At 62.3% G+C, this 16,082-nt stretch carries 14 protein-coding genes; 8 read left to right on the top strand and 6 right to left on the bottom strand.

Features of this window, described 5'->3' with window-relative positions; translation table 11 throughout:
• Positions 1–21 precede the first annotated feature (21 nt).
• The 6 genes from IEX40_RS12545 to tkt all read right to left on the bottom strand — a co-directional run bounded on the left by IEX40_RS12545 (position 22) and on the right by tkt (position 7,933).
• On the bottom strand, positions 22–1,407 hold the full coding sequence (locus tag IEX40_RS12545) for an HD-GYP domain-containing protein (protein WP_188748780.1): 1,386 nt from the start codon (positions 1,405–1,407) through the stop codon (positions 22–24).
• Between the two features lie 120 nt (positions 1,408–1,527).
• Positions 1,528–2,400: a DMT family transporter gene (locus IEX40_RS12540; RefSeq protein WP_188748778.1), complete on the bottom strand. Its 873-nt coding sequence runs from the start codon at positions 2,398–2,400 to the stop codon at positions 1,528–1,530.
• 67 nt (positions 2,401–2,467) lie between these two features.
• Positions 2,468–3,532 carry a class II fructose-bisphosphate aldolase gene (gene fba, locus IEX40_RS12535; RefSeq protein WP_188748776.1) on the bottom strand — a complete coding sequence of 355 codons (1,065 nt, stop codon included), beginning with the start codon at positions 3,530–3,532 and terminating at the stop codon, positions 2,468–2,470.
• 82 nt (positions 3,533–3,614) lie between these two features.
• Positions 3,615–4,781 (bottom strand): phosphoglycerate kinase, encoded by a 1,167-nt coding sequence (locus IEX40_RS12530; RefSeq protein ID WP_188748774.1) that lies wholly within the window; start codon positions 4,779–4,781, stop codon positions 3,615–3,617.
• Between the two features lie 65 nt (positions 4,782–4,846).
• Entirely contained in the window at positions 4,847–5,866 is a 1,020-nt protein-coding gene (locus IEX40_RS12525) for a type I glyceraldehyde-3-phosphate dehydrogenase (RefSeq protein WP_188748772.1), read from the bottom strand.
• 72 nt (positions 5,867–5,938) lie between these two features.
• Complete coding sequence (gene tkt / locus IEX40_RS12520) at positions 5,939–7,933, bottom strand: transketolase (protein WP_188748770.1); 1,995 nt, start codon at positions 7,931–7,933, stop codon at positions 5,939–5,941.
• Positions 7,934–8,197: 264 nt separating this feature from the next.
• Between tkt and metK the strand changes: the two genes are divergently transcribed.
• From metK to pyrR, 8 genes are all read left to right on the top strand, one after another.
• Complete coding sequence (metK, locus tag IEX40_RS12515; protein ID WP_188748768.1) at positions 8,198–9,388, top strand: methionine adenosyltransferase; 1,191 nt, start codon at positions 8,198–8,200, stop codon at positions 9,386–9,388.
• Positions 9,389–9,550: 162 nt separating this feature from the next.
• Positions 9,551–11,713: a putative bifunctional diguanylate cyclase/phosphodiesterase gene (locus tag IEX40_RS12510; RefSeq protein ID WP_188748765.1), complete on the top strand. Its 2,163-nt coding sequence runs from the start codon at positions 9,551–9,553 to the stop codon at positions 11,711–11,713.
• 75 nt (positions 11,714–11,788) lie between these two features.
• Positions 11,789–12,517: a 16S rRNA (uracil(1498)-N(3))-methyltransferase gene (locus IEX40_RS12505; protein ID WP_188748764.1), complete on the top strand. Its 729-nt coding sequence runs from the start codon at positions 11,789–11,791 to the stop codon at positions 12,515–12,517.
• Positions 12,518–12,538: 21 nt separating this feature from the next.
• Entirely contained in the window at positions 12,539–13,492 is a 954-nt protein-coding gene (gene gshB, locus IEX40_RS12500; protein ID WP_188748762.1) for a glutathione synthase, read from the top strand.
• A 19-nt stretch (positions 13,493–13,511) separates the two neighbouring features.
• Positions 13,512–14,459, top strand: coding sequence for an energy transducer TonB (locus IEX40_RS12495; RefSeq protein ID WP_229680744.1), 948 nt, complete (start codon positions 13,512–13,514; stop codon positions 14,457–14,459).
• Between the two features lie 50 nt (positions 14,460–14,509).
• Entirely contained in the window at positions 14,510–15,082 is a 573-nt protein-coding gene (locus IEX40_RS12490) for a YqgE/AlgH family protein (protein WP_188748759.1), read from the top strand.
• 15 nt (positions 15,083–15,097) lie between these two features.
• A complete protein-coding gene (ruvX, locus tag IEX40_RS12485) occupies positions 15,098–15,574 on the top strand; it encodes a Holliday junction resolvase RuvX (RefSeq protein WP_188748757.1) in 477 nt (158 codons plus the stop codon).
• The gene (gene pyrR, locus IEX40_RS12480; RefSeq protein ID WP_188748755.1) at positions 15,555–16,064 is read left to right on the top strand and encodes a bifunctional pyr operon transcriptional regulator/uracil phosphoribosyltransferase PyrR; all 510 of its coding nucleotides are present in this window, start codon (positions 15,555–15,557) and stop codon (positions 16,062–16,064) included. Before ruvX ends, pyrR begins: the two co-directional genes overlap by 20 nt.
• Positions 16,065–16,082 lie beyond the last annotated feature (18 nt).

The following is a 16,082-nucleotide window of genomic DNA, read 5'->3' as shown; positions in this document are numbered from 1 at the left end:
ACACTCCTTGGGAGAAAGCTCTCAACCTGCCGCCACCTTCACCGGCACCTGCTGGTCCATATCCAACCGTTGCAGCGCCAGCTTCAGGCCCTCGAAGCAACGGCCATCGATGGCGGTACCGACCTCGCCCTGCATGATCTCCAGCGCCTTCGGCACCGGGATCGGCGCCCGATAGGGGCGGTCGGCGGTGATTGCATCGAAGATATCGGCGGTGGTGATAATACGGGTTTCCAATGCTATCTCTTCGGCACAGACACCACGGGGATAGCCCTTGCCGTCCAGACGCTCGTGGTGCGCCGCCGACACCCGGGCAAGCTCCGAGAAGGCGCTGATGCGGGAGAGGATCTCTTCGGTGAAACGGGCGTGATCGCGCATCGCCACCCACTCCTGATCATCCAGCTTGCCCGGTTTGTCGAGAATGGAGTTGCTGACACCGAGCTTGCCAATATCGTGCAGCAGCGCCCCTCGCTTGAGCCAGCGCCGTCGGCCCGGCTCGATATCGAGCGCTTCCGCAATCAGGTCCGTATACAACCCGACCCGTTCACTGTGACCGGCGGTATAGGGGCTTTTCGAGTCCACCACCTGACCGAAGGCCGCCGCTATCTCGTCCATGTAATCGTCATCCAGCGCAATTTCGGCATGGGCGGGCTCCAGCGACATCACCTGCGCTGCCAGTGCATCACTGGCCAGCATCGACCAGAACGGTCGATCATCTGCCGTCTGCACCAGTGCATCCACCAGTGTCGGATCGAACCAGCTCCCGCTGCGCGCACGCGCCTCATCCAACGCGGCCTCAACGCCTCCTGCGGAGTGGAACACATCCACCACCTGTGCCAGCAAGGCGATCCGCGCGTAGAGGGGGATCGATTCACCGGACAGGGCATCGGGTCTGCCGCCACCGTTCCAGTGCTCATCCAGGGCGTGGATACCCTGGGCGACCGGCTCGGGGAAACGAAGTTGACGGGCGATGGCAGCCCCCCGCTCACAGCGGGTCTGGATCAGTTCGTTCGCCAGTTCATCGCCATTGCGGATGATGGTGAGCAAGGTGCGAAAGCGCTCGGCGACGCCGGCGGTCAAACCGGTATGGCCCAACACGAAGCGCACCACCTGTGACAGGCTGCCATCCACCTGCTTGAAATCGTGCTTGAAACGCAGGTCGTCGGTGCGATACAGCTCACAGATACGGGCCGCGTTACTGCTGCAGCCCAGATCCTTCAGCAGCAGGGTGTAATACAGCTCCCAACGCCGCGCGGACGGCAGACCGATCTGTTCGGCGATACGCATGCCGATCCAGCAACAGCGCATGCAGTGGCCCGCCGGCTGGCCCTCGGTCATATCGAGCGCATGGCTGAGTGCGGCGATCAGCTCGGCCAGCTTGAGACCGCCGACAGTGTCGAAGCGTTGCATTCCACCCTCCTCAGGATCGATCCTTCCCCCTATATACGTAGCGGAAAAACGATCGGATCGACATCCTTGCCCTATCCTGCCCGACGGCGCGCGGGCTGGGAAGCGTCTTAGCTCAGCGGCTCAAACGGTTTTCACCTTTGGATGCTGCTCAGCCCAAAACCGGTTTACCCAGAGCGAGAGCAGGATCACACCGCCGCCGAGACTCAACCGAAGCAGGTCCGCATCCCGGTTCCACAGCAGCAGATTCACCACCAGTCCGGCCGGCACCAGAGCGTTGTTCATGATCCCCAGCGTACCGCCATCCACCAGCGTTGCGCCCTTGTTCCAGAGGTAGAAACCAAGCCCCGAAGCGGCCAGACCGAGCCAGGCCAGCACACCCCACTGCAGCGTTGTCTGCGGCAGCTTGTCCGGATTCCCCAGCAACAGGAACGCAGGCAGCACCACGGCCAGAGCACCGACGAAGAAGAAGCCGAAGCTGCGATGCAGCGGCCCCTGCACCCGGTAACGCCGTACCAGATGGGCATAGCCCACCTGCCCCGCGGCGAAGGCGGCGTTGGCCAGCTGCAGAATCAGGAAGCCGAGCAGGTAGTCGTCGGAGATATGGTCGTAACGGATGATCCCCGCGCCGACCACGGCCAGTGCCGTCGACAGCAGCGGGCCGACGGAGAAACGCCCCTGCAGACCCTCATCGATCAACGCCACATAGAGCGGCGTGGTGATGGTAAACAGCAGCACCTCGGGCACGGTCAGGAAGGAGAACGACTGGTACAGGCAGATATAGGTGACACCGAACTGCAACGCGCCGCAGCCGATGATGCCCCAGACCAGGCCAGGGGGCAGCCCCCGCCAGCGCAGCAGCGGCAGAAACAGCGCACCGGCCAACAGAATGCGGGTGAGCACGGCGAAGTAACTGTCCACCCGACCGGCCAGATACTCGCCGATCAGGCTGAACGAGAACGCCCAGAGCAGGGTGACAAAGACCAGATAACGCATGGCTGAATTCCTTTTGCACAACGAAGAAGGGCGGCCCGTTGGCCGCCCTTGATACTCTGGATCTCGATCAGTTGACCTTGGCGTCCAGCTTGCCCGCCTCGTAGGCGACGGCCATATCTTCCAGCGAGATCGCGTTGATCTTGCTCGCATTGCCCGCGGTGCCGAAGGCTTCGTAGCGGGCGATGCAGATATCGCGCATCGCCGAGATGGTTTCCTTGAGGAACTTGCGCGGGTCGAACTCGGATGGGTTCTGCGCCATGAAGCGACGCACCGCTCCGGTTGACGCCAGGCGCAGGTCGGTATCGATGTTGACCTTGCGCACGCCGTACTTGATCCCCTCGACGATCTGCTCCACCGGCACACCGTAGGTTTCCGGGATCTCGCCACCGAACTCGTTGATGATCGCCAGCCACTCCTGCGGTACCGAGGAGGAGCCATGCATTACCAGGTGGGTGTTGGGGATACGGGCGTGGATCTCCTTGATACGGCCGATCGCCAGGGTGTCGCCGGTGGGCGGCTTGGTGAACTTGTAGGCACCGTGAGAGGTGCCGCAGGCGATCGCCAGCGCATCCACGTTGGTGGCCTTGACGAACTCGGCGGCCTCGTCCGGATCGGTCAACATCTGGTCGTGGGACAGCACGCCCTCGGCCCCGATACCGTCCTCTTCACCGGCCATGCCGGTTTCCAGCGAGCCCAGGCAGCCCAATTCACCCTCGACGGAGACGCCGCAGGCGTGTGCCATCTCGACGGTGCGACGGGTCACGTCCACGTTGTACTCGTAACTGGTCGGGGTCTTGCCGTCGGTGCCGAGGGAGCCGTCCATCATGACGGAGGAGAAACCGAGAGCGATAGAACGCTGGCACACCGCCGGGCTGGTGCCGTGATCCTGGTGCATACACACCGGGATATGCGGAAACTCTTCGATCGCTGCCAGGATCATGTGCTTGAGGAAGTTGGAACCGGCGTACTTGCGCGCACCTGCGGATGCCTGCACGATCACCGGCGAGTCGGTCTTGGCCGCCGCTTCCATGATGGCACGCATCTGTTCGAGGTTATTGACGTTAAACGCCGGAATGCCATAGCCCTGTTCGGCAGCATGGTCCAGCAGCTGACGCATAGAGATCAGTGCCATATCGATTCACCCTTGGATTGTCTGTTTCCGTAAAACTCATTGCGACCGCCTCAGGTACATAACCCGGGGCGATCCCGTTCTATTACTGTGCCGCGCGCTGCTCCAGCATCGCCACTGCCGGCAGGGTCTTGCCCTCGACGAACTCGAGGAAAGCACCGCCACCGGTTGAGATGTAGGAGACCTTGTCGGCGATCTCGTACTTGTCCACCGCGGCCAGGGTATCGCCACCGCCGGCGATGGAGAAGCCCGCGCTGTCGGCGATCGCCAGCGACAGGGTCTTGGTGCCCTCGCCGAACTGGTCGAACTCGAACACGCCCACCGGGCCGTTCCAGATGATGGTGCCGGCGCCCTTGAGCAGGTTGGCCAGATTCGCCGCCGACTGCGGGCCAATATCGAGAATCATGTCATCCTCGGCCACATCGTCCACCGATTTAATAGTAGCTTCCGCGTCCTCCGCAAACGCCTTGGCCACCACCACATCCACCGGCAGCGGGATGCTGACCTTGGCCATCAGCGCCTTGGCGGTGTCGACCAGGTCATGCTCGCACAGCGACTTGCCCACCGGCTTGCCCGCGGCGGCAAGGAAGGTGTTGGCGATACCGCCACCGACGATCAACTGATCGCACTTCTCCGACAGGGCGTTCAAGACTTCCAGTTTAGTCGATACCTTGGAACCGCCCACGATGGCGGCCATCGGCCGGGCCGGCTTGTCCAGCGCCTTGCCCAGCGCCTCCAGCTCGTTGGCCAGTAATGGACCTGCGCAGGCGATGGGCGCGAACTTGCCGACACCGTGGGTCGAAGCCTGGGCGCGGTGCGCGGTACCGAAGGCGTCCATGACGTAGACGTCGCACAGCGCCGCCATCTGTTTCGCCAACGCTTCGTTGTCCTTCTTCTCGCCGGGGTTGAAGCGCACGTTCTCGAGCAGGACCAGCTCACCCTCGTGCAGCTCGAAGCCACCGTCGAGCCAATCCTTAACCAGCGGTACGTCGCGGCCCAGCAGTTTGCCGATATGGGCGGCAACGGGTGCGAGAGAGTACTGCTCGTCGTACTCGCCTTCGGTCGGACGACCCAGGTGCGACATCACCATCACCTTGGCGCCCGCTTTCAGTGCCATCTCAATGGTCGGCAGGGAGGCGCGAATACGCGCATCGGAGGTTACCTGGCCATTTTTCACCGGAACGTTGAGATCTTCACGGATCAGCACGCGTTTGCCCGCCAGATCCAGCTCGCTCATCTTCAATACGCTCATCGCAGTTTCCCGTTAGTCTGTGTTAGTTGTTATAAAACGTGTCGGCCGAACCGCCCGCGAGCGGCTCAGCGCAGATTCAGCCAGTGCTGCGCCACATCCAGCATCCGGTTGGCGAAACCCCATTCGTTGTCGAACCAGCACATCAGTTTCAGCATCCGCTCTCCGGCGACCCGGGTCTGGGTACCGTCGACCACACCGGAGCGCGGATCGCGGTTGAAGTCTACCGAAGCATGCGGCTCCTCGGTATAACCCAGAAGTCCCAGCAGGGGGCCCGACTCAGCAGCCGAGCGCAGCAGCGCGTTGACCTCCTCGGCATTGGTATCGCGCTTCAGGTTCAGCGACATATCCATCAGCGAGACATTGATCGTCGGCACGCGCACATGCAGGCAGCGGAAACGCCCGGCCAACTGCGGCAGCAGCCGGTCGATACCGCGATCGAGACCGGTATCCACCGGGATAATCGACTGCAGCGCGCTGCGGGTCAGGCGCAGGTCGGTGCGGTGGTAACTGTCGATCACCGGCTGATCGTTCATCGCCGAGTGGATGGTGGTGGTCAACCCCTGTTCGATGCCGAAATGGCGGTCGAGCAGGTCCAGTATCGGGATCACGCAGTTGGTGGTACAGGACGCCGCCGAGACCACACGGTCCGAGACCTTCAGGCTGTGCTGATTGACCCCGCAGACGATGGTGGCATCCACGTCCGGCTGCGCCGGCTGGGAGAACAGCAGTCGCCTGGCGCCGGCGGCCAGATGCTGCTCGGCCATGGCACGGTTGCTGAACGAGCCGGAGCACTCCAGCACCAGGTCCAGATCCAGTTCGCCCCAGGGCAACTGACGCGGATCCTCCTGGTTCAGTACCCGGATGCGGTCTTCGGCGATCAGTAGCGACTCGCCGTCGTTGCTGACCGGCAGCGGAAAGCGCCCATGGGTGGTGTCGTAGCGGGTCAGGTAGGTAACCGTGTCGATATCGGACAGCTCGTTCAGCGCCACCAGCTGCAGCTCATGCTGCAGGTCGCGCTCATAGATCGCGCGCAGCACGCTCTGACCTATACGCCCATACCCGTTTATCGCAACCCGATAGGCCATGCTGTCGTTACCGAACCAGAAACAAATGAGGTTATCGCGGCAACGGGGCGGCTAGATGCCGCCCCGGATGCATCAGATCAGCGCCTTGGCCTGACCGACGACCTTGTCGACGGTGAAGCCAAAGTGCTTGAACAGCTCGCCGGCCGGAGCCGATTCGCCGAAGCTGCGCATGCCGATGATGGCGCCGTCAAGGCCGACATACTTGTACCAGAAGTCGGCGTGAGCGGCTTCGATGGCGATACGCGCGGTCACGCTCGGCGGCAGCACGCTGTCGCGGTAGCGCTTGTCCTGGGCATCGAAACGCTCGGTGCAGGGCATGGACACGACACGCACACGACGCTGCTCGGCACGCAGGGCTTCGGCGGAATCCACCGCCAGCGCCACTTCGGAGCCGGTGGCGATCAGGATCACTTCCGGTTCGCCGTCGCAGTCGCTGAGGATGTAACCGCCACGCAGTACGTCGTCGAGCTGAGCCTCGGTGCGCGGCTGGGCCGGCAGGTTCTGACGCGAGAAGATCAGCGCGCTGGGGCCGTCAGTGCGCAGTACCGCGGCCTTCCAGGCGATCGCGGATTCCACCGCATCGCAGGGACGCCAGGTGTTCATGTTCGGGGTCTGACGCAGGTTGGCGATCTGCTCGATCGGCTGATGGGTCGGACCATCTTCGCCAAGACCGATGGAGTCGTGGGTGTAGACGAAGATCACCCGCTGCTTCATCAGCGCGGCCATGCGCACGGCGTTACGGGCGTACTCCATGAACACCAGGAAGGTCGCGCCGTAGGGGATGAAGCCGCCGTGCAGGGCGATACCGTTCATGATCGCGCTCATGCCAAACTCGCGCACGCCGTAGTAGACATAGTTGCCGTTGGCATCGTCGCGGCTGACACCCTTGGCACCGGACCAGAGGGTCAGGTTGGAGCCGGCCAGGTCGGCAGAGCCGCCGAGGAACTCGGGCAGCAGCGGACCGAAGGCGTTCAGGGCGTTCTGCGAGGCTTTACGGGAGGCGATGTTCTCGCCCTTGTCGGCCACTTCCTTGATCCAGGCATCGGCCTTCTCGACGAAGTCGGTGGGCAGCTCGCCGGACAGACGACGCAGCAGTTCTTCGGCCAGCTCCGGATAGGCGGTACGGTAAGCGGCCAGACGCTCATTCCACTCGTTCTCGGCATGGGAACCGGCTTCTTTCGCATCCCACTCGCTGTACAGCTCGGCCGGGACTTCGAACGCCGGATAGTTCCAGTTCAGCTCTTTACGCGCCAGCGCGATCTCGTCGTCGCCCAGCGGTGCGCCGTGGCAATCCTCTTTGCCCTGCTTGTTCGGTGCACCGAAACCGATGATCGTCTTGCAGCAGATCAGCGTCGGACGCGCCTGATTCTCGCGCGCCTGTTCGATGGCAGCGCGGATCTGGTCGGCATCGTGACCGTCGACGCCGCGGATCACCTGCCAGCCGTAGGCTTCGAAACGGGCCGGGGTGTCGTCGGTGAACCAGCCCTCGACCTCGCCGTCGATGGAGATGCCGTTGTCATCCCAGAACGCAATCAGCTTGCCCAGGCCCAGAGTGCCGGCCAGTGCGCAGGCTTCGTGGGAGATACCCTCCATCATGCAGCCATCGCCCATGAAGGCGTAGGTGTAGTGATCGACGATGTCGTGACCGTCACGATTGAACTGTGCCGCCAGCACCTTTTCGGCGATCGCCATGCCCACGGCGTTGGTGATCCCCTGACCCAGAGGGCCGGTGGTGGTTTCCACGCCCGGCGCGTAGCCGTATTCCGGGTGGCCTGCAGTCCTGGAGTGCAACTGACGGAAGTTCTTCAGATCGTCGATGCCGAGGTCATAGCCGGTCAGGTGCAGCAGCGAGTAGATCAGCATGGAACCATGACCGTTGGACAGAACGAAGCGGTCGCGGTCGAACCAGTGCGGATTACTCGGGTTATGCTTGAGGAAATCGTTCCACAGCACTTCGGCGATATCCGCCATGCCCATCGGGGCACCGGGGTGACCGGATTTGGCTTTCTGAACGGCGTCCATGCTCAACGCGCGGATCGCGTTGGCAAGTTCTCGACGAGAGGACATTTACTCTACTCCTGGGCCTGGCCCAATTTGCGGGTGAGAAGATCAAAAATGAAGGGCGCAATTTTCGCGCAGAAAACACTCAGCTTCAAATCGAATTGACCCGATTTGAGGCAAATTCATGCCAACCCGGTAAAATTTTCATTCGGTTTACACGATCCGATTATGCTTTCCAGCCTTCGGACCGCTAAAATGGCCGTTTCGAAACACACATATGGTGCGAATCGAGCGCCGTAAACACACACGTTTTAAGGGTCCAGTGTACAGATGAGCGAATACAGCCTGTTCACCTCCGAGTCCGTTTCCGAAGGGCATCCGGACAAAATCGCCGACCAGATCTCCGACGCGGTACTCGATGCCATCATCGCCGAGGATATGCATGCCCGTGTGGCATGTGAAACCATGGTCAAGACCGGTGTCGCCATCGTCTCCGGCGAGATCTCCACCACTGCCTGGGTCGACCTTGAAGATCTAGTGCGCAAGGTGATCTGCGATATCGGCTACACCTCATCCGATGTCGGCTACGACGGCGAAACCTGCGGCGTGCTCAATATCATCGGCAAGCAGTCGGTGGATATCGCCCAGGGCGTCGATCGCAGCAAACCGGAGGACCAGGGTGCCGGCGACCAGGGTCTGATGTTCGGCTACGCCAGCAACGAGACCGACGTGCTGATGCCGGCACCGATCACCTTTGCCCACCGCCTGGTGGAGCGTCAGGCCGAGACCCGCAAGTCCGGTCTGCTGCCCTGGTTGCGCCCGGACGCCAAGTCCCAGGTCACCTGTCGCTACGAGCACGGCAAGCCGGTGGCGATCGACGCCGTGGTACTGTCCACCCAGCACAACCCGGATGTCTCCCAGGCCGACCTGCAAGAAGCGGTGCAGGAGCTGATCATCAAGCATGTGCTGCCGCCTGAACTGCTGCACAAGGGCACCCAGTATCACATTAACCCGACCGGCAAGTTCGTCATCGGCGGCCCTGTCGGCGACTGCGGTCTGACCGGGCGCAAGATCATTGTCGACACCTACGGCGGCATGGCCCGTCACGGCGGTGGTGCGTTCTCCGGCAAGGACCCGTCCAAGGTGGACCGCTCCGCCGCCTATGCCGGTCGTTATGTGGCCAAGAACATCGTCGCGGCAGGCCTGGCCGACCGCTGCGAGATCCAGGTCTCCTACGCCATCGGTGTGGCCGAGCCGACCTCTGTCTCGATCAATACCTTCGGCACCGGCAAGATCAGCGATGACCGGATCATCCAGCTGGTGCGCGAGCATTTCGATCTGCGCCCCTACGCGATCACGCGCATGCTCGACCTGCTGCACCCGATGTACCAGCAGACTGCGGCCTATGGCCATTTCGGCCGCCAACCCTTTGAAATGACTGTGGGCAACGACACTTTCACCGCCTTCCCCTGGGAAAAGACTGACCGCGCGGAGATGCTGCGCCAAGAGGCTGGCCTCTGAGCCCGGATAGGTCTAGACTGCTTCGAACCCGGCCATTGTGCCGGGTTTTTTATCCCGGCCCTCAGTGGTCGCGGACGACAATAAAAATGGATAGTGGGGGCTGACGACCCAGCCTCTATTCGGGCCACCCACTTCGGCCTGTCAGGAGTCAAGCAACCGCCGATGCGTAACAACAGACCTTTGCTATCGCTGAGCCATTTCAGTATCCGGCGTAAGCTGCTTTTGCTGGTCTCCCTGTCATTGTTCAGCATCCTGATCTCCACCGCCCTCGCCGCCCTCCTGCACCGAAACGATTTGATCGACGCCCGCAAAAACGAGATTCGCAGTGTCGTCGAAGCGACCGCCGGTACCATTACCGATCTCCACGCCCGCTTCACCGCCAACCAGATCAGCCATGACCAGCTCATCGCCCAGGTCCGTATGCATCTGGACAGCGCCCGTTATCGCCAGGGCAACTATCTGTTTCTGCTCGACGCATCCGGACAGATGATCAGTGACGCCGGGCGCCCGGAGCTGGAAGGCACCGACATATCGAGCCTCACCGACAGCCGGGGGGGCAGACTGCTCACCGACCTGCTAACCCAGTTGGGCAACCGGAATGAGGTGTTCTGGCACTATCACTGGGCAGTCAGCGATGACCAGGGACAGCTCGGCAGCGAAAGCGCCAAAGTCAGCTATGTAACACGCATCGCGGGTAGCAACTGGTTACTCGGATCCGGCGTGCATCTTCAGGATATCGACCGCCAACTGATGGAGCGGCTATTGACCCTGGCGATCCTGATGCTGACGCTGCTGTTGATCACTCTGGCCGCGGCGCTGATCATCGCGCACAACATCAGCACCCCCATCGCCCAGCTCTGCCAGGCCGCGCGCAGGCTGGGCGAGGGCCACCTGGAGGGAGAGGTTTGCGGCACCCAGCGCAGGGATGAACTCGGTACGCTGGCCCGCGCCGTCGAGCTGCTGCAGAGCCAGGCTCTGGACGCGTTGCGCCTGCGCAAGCTCAGCGAGCATGCCCGCTTTCTGGAGGAGTTCGACCCGGTCACCCGACTGTATAACCGCCAGGCGCTGGGGGAAGCGCTGGAGAGGGAGATCAGCCGTCAGCAGCGCTATGACTCGCGTCTCGCCGTGCTGGTGATTCGCTTGGTGCTGCTGCGCGAGATCACCACCCAATGGGGCCGGGAGTGTAGTAACCGGGTGTTGAATCTTATTGTCGAGCGCCTCCGAACCCACCTGCGGGTTGACGATGTGCTGGCGCGCCACGGCGAAGATACCCTGACCCTGGTCCGTCCCGAGGCCGGCGACGATGAAACGTTGAAAGCCCTGCTGCGTGAGCTGCTGGAGACCATCGCCACCCCGGTGTCGGTGGATGGTCAGCCCTTCACCCTGCACGGCCGCATCGGCGTCAGCCTCTACCCCGGCGACGGTGATCAGGAGTTTCAGCTGATCGGCCGCGCCGAAGAAGCGCTGCGCTCGGCGCGTCGCGACGAGCGTGACTGGGTCTGGTTCAACGCCCTGACCACCTCTCCGGTCGATCAGCGCCTGACCCTGTGGCAGGATATCCAGGTCGCCCTGGAGGAAGACCAGTTCTTCCTGGTGTTCCAGCCGATCTTCAACCTGAACAGCAACCAGCCGGTCAGCGCCGAGGTGCTGCTGCGTTGGCGCCACCCGCAACAGGGGCTGATCTCCCCTGCCGTATTTATCCCCTTCGCCGAGCAGACCGGTCTGGTCAAACGCATCGACCTCTGGGTACTCAACGCGGTTGCCCGCCAATTGCGCCAGTGGTCCGAGCAGGGTTTGAACATGCCCCGGCTGGCATTGAACCTGTCCGGCATCAGCTTCCTGCGGCCCGACTTTGAGCAACTGCTGAACACCGCCTTCAACGGCGATCTCCAGTTGCTGCAGCACCTGGAACTGGAACTGACCGAGGGTGTGCTGATCGAGGATATGGAGCGGATTCAGGAGCAGATCGATGCCGTGCGCCAGCTTGGCGTACAGATCTCGATCGACGACTTCGGCACCGGATATTCGTCGCTGAGCCGGATTCGCAACCTGGATATCGACCATATCAAGATCGACCGCAGCTTCATCGACGATATCGAATCCAGTCCGCAAAGCTGCAAGATCATCGAGGCGATCCTGCACCTGGCCCACGGCCTGCGTCTGAAAGTGGTCGCCGAGGGGGTGGAGACCGAAGCCCAACTGCATGAGTTGCGGCAGATGGGCTGCGACCTGGTGCAGGGTTACCTGCTCAGCCGTCCGCTGGAACGCAGCGATTATGAAGCCCTGCTTGACGAGGATCTGGAGATCGACGCCGATATCCTCTGACAGACACTGCCATAAGATTCTGCTGGCGGAATGGCTTGTGGCATAATCCCCCTATTTGGCCGACAGACAAAAGCTATGCGAATTCCCCGCGTTTACCATCCCGGCACGCTGAACAGCGGAGCCTGTATCGAGCTGGATGACAACGCCTTCAACCACTGCATCAAGGTGCTGCGTTTGGGCGAGGGCGCCCAGCTGGTGCTGTTCAACGGCGACGGCCACGAATACCCGGCCGAACTGCGCGAGGTATCGAAGAAACGGGCGATGGCCAGCATCGGGGAGAGCTGCGAGCCGGGACGGGAATCGCCACTGCGATTGATCGTCGGCCAGTCTATCTCGCGCGGCGAGCGCATGGATTACGCGATCCAGAAGGCCACCGAGCTGGGTGTCGGTCGTATCTGTCCGCTGTTTACCGAGCGCTGCGAGGTACGCCTGAATCAGGAGCGCCAGGAGAAGCGACAGCGCCACTGGCAGCAGATCGCGATCAGCGCCTGTGAACAGAGTCAGCGCTGCAAGGTGACGGAGATTGAAGAGCCGCAACCGCTGTCGGACTGGCTCGCCAGTGTCGACGCGGAACTAAAACTGGTGCTGCATCATCACACAGCCGAACCCCTGGGCATGTTGCCCAAGCCCGCGTCGGTGGCACTGCTGATCGGCCCCGAGGGTGGTCTGACCGAGGAGGAGGTCGCTCAGGCGCTGAACGCCGGGTTCAGACCTGTGGCCTTCGGCCCGAGGGTGATGCGCACCGAAACCGCCCCGGTAGCCGCTGCCGCCGTACTGCAGTACCTCTGGGGCGATTTGGGCTAACTCAGAATATAGGATGACCAGATGACGATTAAAGTCGGTATCGTGATGGACCCGATCGAGTCGATCGCCTTCAAGAAAGACACCTCGCTGGCCCTGCTCTGGGCCGCCCAGCGCAAGGGCTGGGAGCTCCACTACATGGAGCAGCGCCATCTGTTCATGCGCGACGGCACCGTGCAGGCCAAGATGGCACCGCTACGGGTGGCGATGGATCCGCAGAGCTGGTTCGAGCGCGACGAGTACCAGATCCGCCCGCTGGCCGATCTCGACGTGGTGCTGATGCGCAAGGATCCGCCGTTCAACAACGAATTCATCTACACCACCCACCTGCTGGCCCTGGCCGAGCAGGAGGGCGTGCTGATCGTCAACCGCACCCAGGCGCTGCGCGACTTCAACGAAAAGCTGTTCGCCACCCATTTCCCCCAGTGCTGCCCGCCGGTACTGGTCACCCGCGATGAGCAGCTGCTGCGTGCCTTCCATGCCGAGCACAAGGATGTGATCCTCAAGCCCCTGGATGGCATGGGCGGCGCGTCGATCTTCCGCATCACCGAGGATGGCGTGAACCTGGGTGTCATCATCGAAACCCTGACCGCGCATGGATCGCAGACCATCATGGCGCAGAAATACATCCCCGAGATCGTCGATGGCGACAAACGCATTCTGATGATCAACGGCGAGCCGGTGCCCTACGCCCTGGCCCGTGTCCCACTGGCCGGTGAAACCCGCGGCAACCTGGCCGCCGGCGGTCGTGGCGAGGGGCGTCCGCTGACCGACCGCGATCGCTGGATCGCTGAACAGGTCGGCCCAACCTTGCGTGAGGAAGGTCTGCTGTTCGTCGGCCTCGATGTCATCGGTGACTACCTGACCGAGATCAACGTGACCAGCCCCACCTGCCTGCGCGAACTGGATGCCCAGTTCGGCCTGGACATCGGTATGCAGCTGATGGCGGTCATCGAGCAAAAGCTGGCAGGATCCTGATACCACGATGCTGAAACGGATGAAATCGGAACTTATCGACTGGCGCGCACACAGCCTCGAGCGCTTCGGTTTCTTTCTGTTTCTGGCCGCGGCCCTGCACGGGGTGCTGGCGCTGGCGCTGAGTTTCGAGCTGCCCGCACCGCCACCACCGCCGCAAACGCTGGATATCACCCTGGCCCAGCACCAGCAGGACAAGGCGCCGGACAAAGCCGACTTCATCGCCCAAAGCAACCAGCAGGGCAGCGGTAGCAGCGACGAGAAACGCACGCCTACCACCACCGAACAGGCCCTGTTCAGCAGCGACGAGGCCAATCCCCAGTCGGCGCAGTCGGCCCCATTGCCACCGACGCCGACACCGGAGCCGGTAGAGGCCACCCCGCCGACACCCGAACCGCCCGCCCCCAAACCGGCTGCAACCGAACGCAGCGGTGGTCAGCAGGTGGTCACCACAACGCAGAAAGTGAAGCCCAAGGCCGCCGCACAAAACAAGCAGCAGGCCGCTGCCAAGCCGCAACCGAAAACCGGCAGCTCAACCTCGCTGCTGGCGCGCAGCCTGGAGATCGCCAATCTGGAGGCGCAGCTCGACAGGGAGCGCCAGGCCTATGCCAAGCGCCCGCGCACCCACCGTCTCAGCGCCGCCTCGACCCTGTCGCACGAAGATGCGATCTACCTGGATAACTGGCGCCGACGGATCGAGAAGGTCGGTAACCTGAACTACCCGGAGAAAGCCCGGCGTGAGCGCATCTACGGCGTGCTGCGGCTGATGGTGGCGATCAAGCCGGACGGCAGCGTCGAACATGTCGAGATCCTGGAATCTTCCGGCCACGCCATTCTGGATGATGCGGCGATACGCATTGTGCAACTGGCCGCCCCCTTCCAGCCGTTCCCGGTCGAAATGCGAAAACGTGCCGATCGACTTGAGGTGATTCGCACCTGGAAATTTGAGAAACAGGCCCGCGTGTACTAATTGTTAAGTAACCAATCTATTGCCGATTCACCCAAGCCAGGGGTCGCTCTATGGCGCCTACAACCGGCCTGCGCAATCAATTTCTGCTGTCGATGCCCCATCTCGAAGACCCCAACTTCGCGCAGACCCTCACCTACATCTGCGATCACAGCGATTACGGTGCCATGGGGTTGATCATCAATCGCTGCGCCGGCATGCCGCTGCAGGAGCTGATGAGCCATCTGGAACTGCAGGCTGTCGACCCTCAGGGCTGCCAGCAACCGGTATATACCGGGGGGCCCGTGCATGAGGATCGCGGCTTCGTGCTGCACAGCATGGAAGACGGCCCGGGACCCTGGCTTTGCACCTATGAGGTCACCGCGAACATTGGTCTCACCACCTCGCTGGATATCCTTGAAGCGCTTGCCAAGGGCAAGGGACCCCGCGAGTTTCTCGTTGCCCTCGGCTATGCCGGCTGGGGGCCCGGCCAGCTCGAAGCGGAGCTCAGTGAAAACCTTTGGTTAAGCTGCCCGGCCAATTTCGATATAATGTTCCGGATGCCGGCCGAGGATCGACTCCAGGCCGCTGCATCGGTACTCGGAATCAATCTGAATCTTCTGACCGCCAACGCCGGACATGCCTGAGCGCACACACAATTGATGAGCAGTGATAACCAGCAGGTAATGGGGTTCGATTTCGGCACCACCCGTATCGGCGTGGCGATCGGCCAGTCGGTTACCGGCACCGCAGCACCGCTCGATCCCGTGCGGGCTCAGGAGGGCAAACCGGATTGGCCCGTGCTCGATGCCCTGATTCGGGAGTGGTGCCCCGATGCGCTGGTCGTGGGCCTGCCGTTAAACATGGATGGCAGCATCAGCGAGATGGCACGCCGCGCGCGCAAGTTTGCCAACCGCATCCAGGACCGCTATCAGCTCCCCTGTTTTCTGATTGACGAGCGCCTCACCACCGCCGAAGCCAAACGGCTCCATCTCGACGCCGGCGGCGGCAGCAATTTCAAACAGGAATCGGTCGACGGCATCGCAGCCAGGCTGCTGCTCGAAGACTGGTTCGGCAGCGACACCCGCATACCAAGTCATACCCGACTGGAGGATCTCTATGCTATCGGGCACCCTTAGCGTCGACGCGCTGCTGGAGCGGATCTGCAGCGAAACCAAGGCGCAGATCGACCAGCGTCACATCGACAACCCCATGATGATCGGTATCCGCACCGGCGGTGCCTGGATCGCCGAACACCTGCACCGGGAGCTCGGACTGGAGACCCCGTTGGGGGTTCTGGATATATCCTTCTACCGTGACGACTTCACTCAGGTTGGACTCAACCCCAGGGTGCAGCCCTCACAACTGCCCTGCGCCGTCGAAGGCCGCCATATCCTGCTGGTCGACGATGTGATCATGACCGGACGTACCATCCGCGCGGCGCTGAACGAGCTGTTCGACTACGGCCGCCCGGCGTCGGTGATGCTGATCACCCTGCTCGACCTGCAGCGGCGGGAACTGCCGATCCAGGCCGACGTGGTTGGCGGCACCCTGGCCCTGGGCGCGGATCAATCGATCAAGCTCAACGGCCCCGCCCCCCTGACCCTGACCATTCGCCAGCGCGACTGAGGCTATAGCGAGAGACCG

It is taken from the genome of Marinobacterium zhoushanense, assembly GCF_014641945.1.
Taxonomy (GTDB): Bacteria; Pseudomonadota; Gammaproteobacteria; order Pseudomonadales; family Balneatricaceae; genus Marinobacterium_D; species Marinobacterium_D zhoushanense.
This window is presented reverse-complemented; position numbering and strand designations above follow the sequence as displayed.

Bases quoted from the DNA above. Each gene is read 5' to 3' on its own strand.
- IEX40_RS12545 (WP_188748780.1), bottom strand. From the start codon at position 1,407: ATGCAACGCTTCGACACTGTCGGCGGTCTCAAGCTGGCCGAGCTGATC.
- IEX40_RS12540 (WP_188748778.1), bottom strand. From the start codon at position 2,400: ATGCGTTATCTGGTCTTTGTCACCCTGCTCTGGGCGTTCTCGTTCAGC.
- fba (WP_188748776.1), bottom strand. From the start codon at position 3,532: ATGGCACTGATCTCTATGCGTCAGCTGCTGGACCATGCTGCCGAACAG.
- IEX40_RS12530 (WP_188748774.1), bottom strand. From the start codon at position 4,781: ATGAGCGTATTGAAGATGAGCGAGCTGGATCTGGCGGGCAAACGCGTG.
- IEX40_RS12525 (WP_188748772.1), bottom strand. From the start codon at position 5,866: ATGGCCTATCGGGTTGCGATAAACGGGTATGGGCGTATAGGTCAGAGC.
- tkt (WP_188748770.1), bottom strand. From the start codon at position 7,933: ATGTCCTCTCGTCGAGAACTTGCCAACGCGATCCGCGCGTTGAGCATG.
- metK (WP_188748768.1), top strand. From the start codon at position 8,198: ATGAGCGAATACAGCCTGTTCACCTCCGAGTCCGTTTCCGAAGGGCAT.
- IEX40_RS12510 (WP_188748765.1), top strand. From the start codon at position 9,551: ATGCGTAACAACAGACCTTTGCTATCGCTGAGCCATTTCAGTATCCGG.
- IEX40_RS12505 (WP_188748764.1), top strand. From the start codon at position 11,789: ATGCGAATTCCCCGCGTTTACCATCCCGGCACGCTGAACAGCGGAGCC.
- gshB (WP_188748762.1), top strand. From the start codon at position 12,539: ATGACGATTAAAGTCGGTATCGTGATGGACCCGATCGAGTCGATCGCC.
- IEX40_RS12495 (WP_229680744.1), top strand. From the start codon at position 13,512: ATGAAATCGGAACTTATCGACTGGCGCGCACACAGCCTCGAGCGCTTC.
- IEX40_RS12490 (WP_188748759.1), top strand. From the start codon at position 14,510: ATGGCGCCTACAACCGGCCTGCGCAATCAATTTCTGCTGTCGATGCCC.
- ruvX (WP_188748757.1), top strand. From the start codon at position 15,098: ATGAGCAGTGATAACCAGCAGGTAATGGGGTTCGATTTCGGCACCACC.
- pyrR (WP_188748755.1), top strand. From the start codon at position 15,555: ATGCTATCGGGCACCCTTAGCGTCGACGCGCTGCTGGAGCGGATCTGC.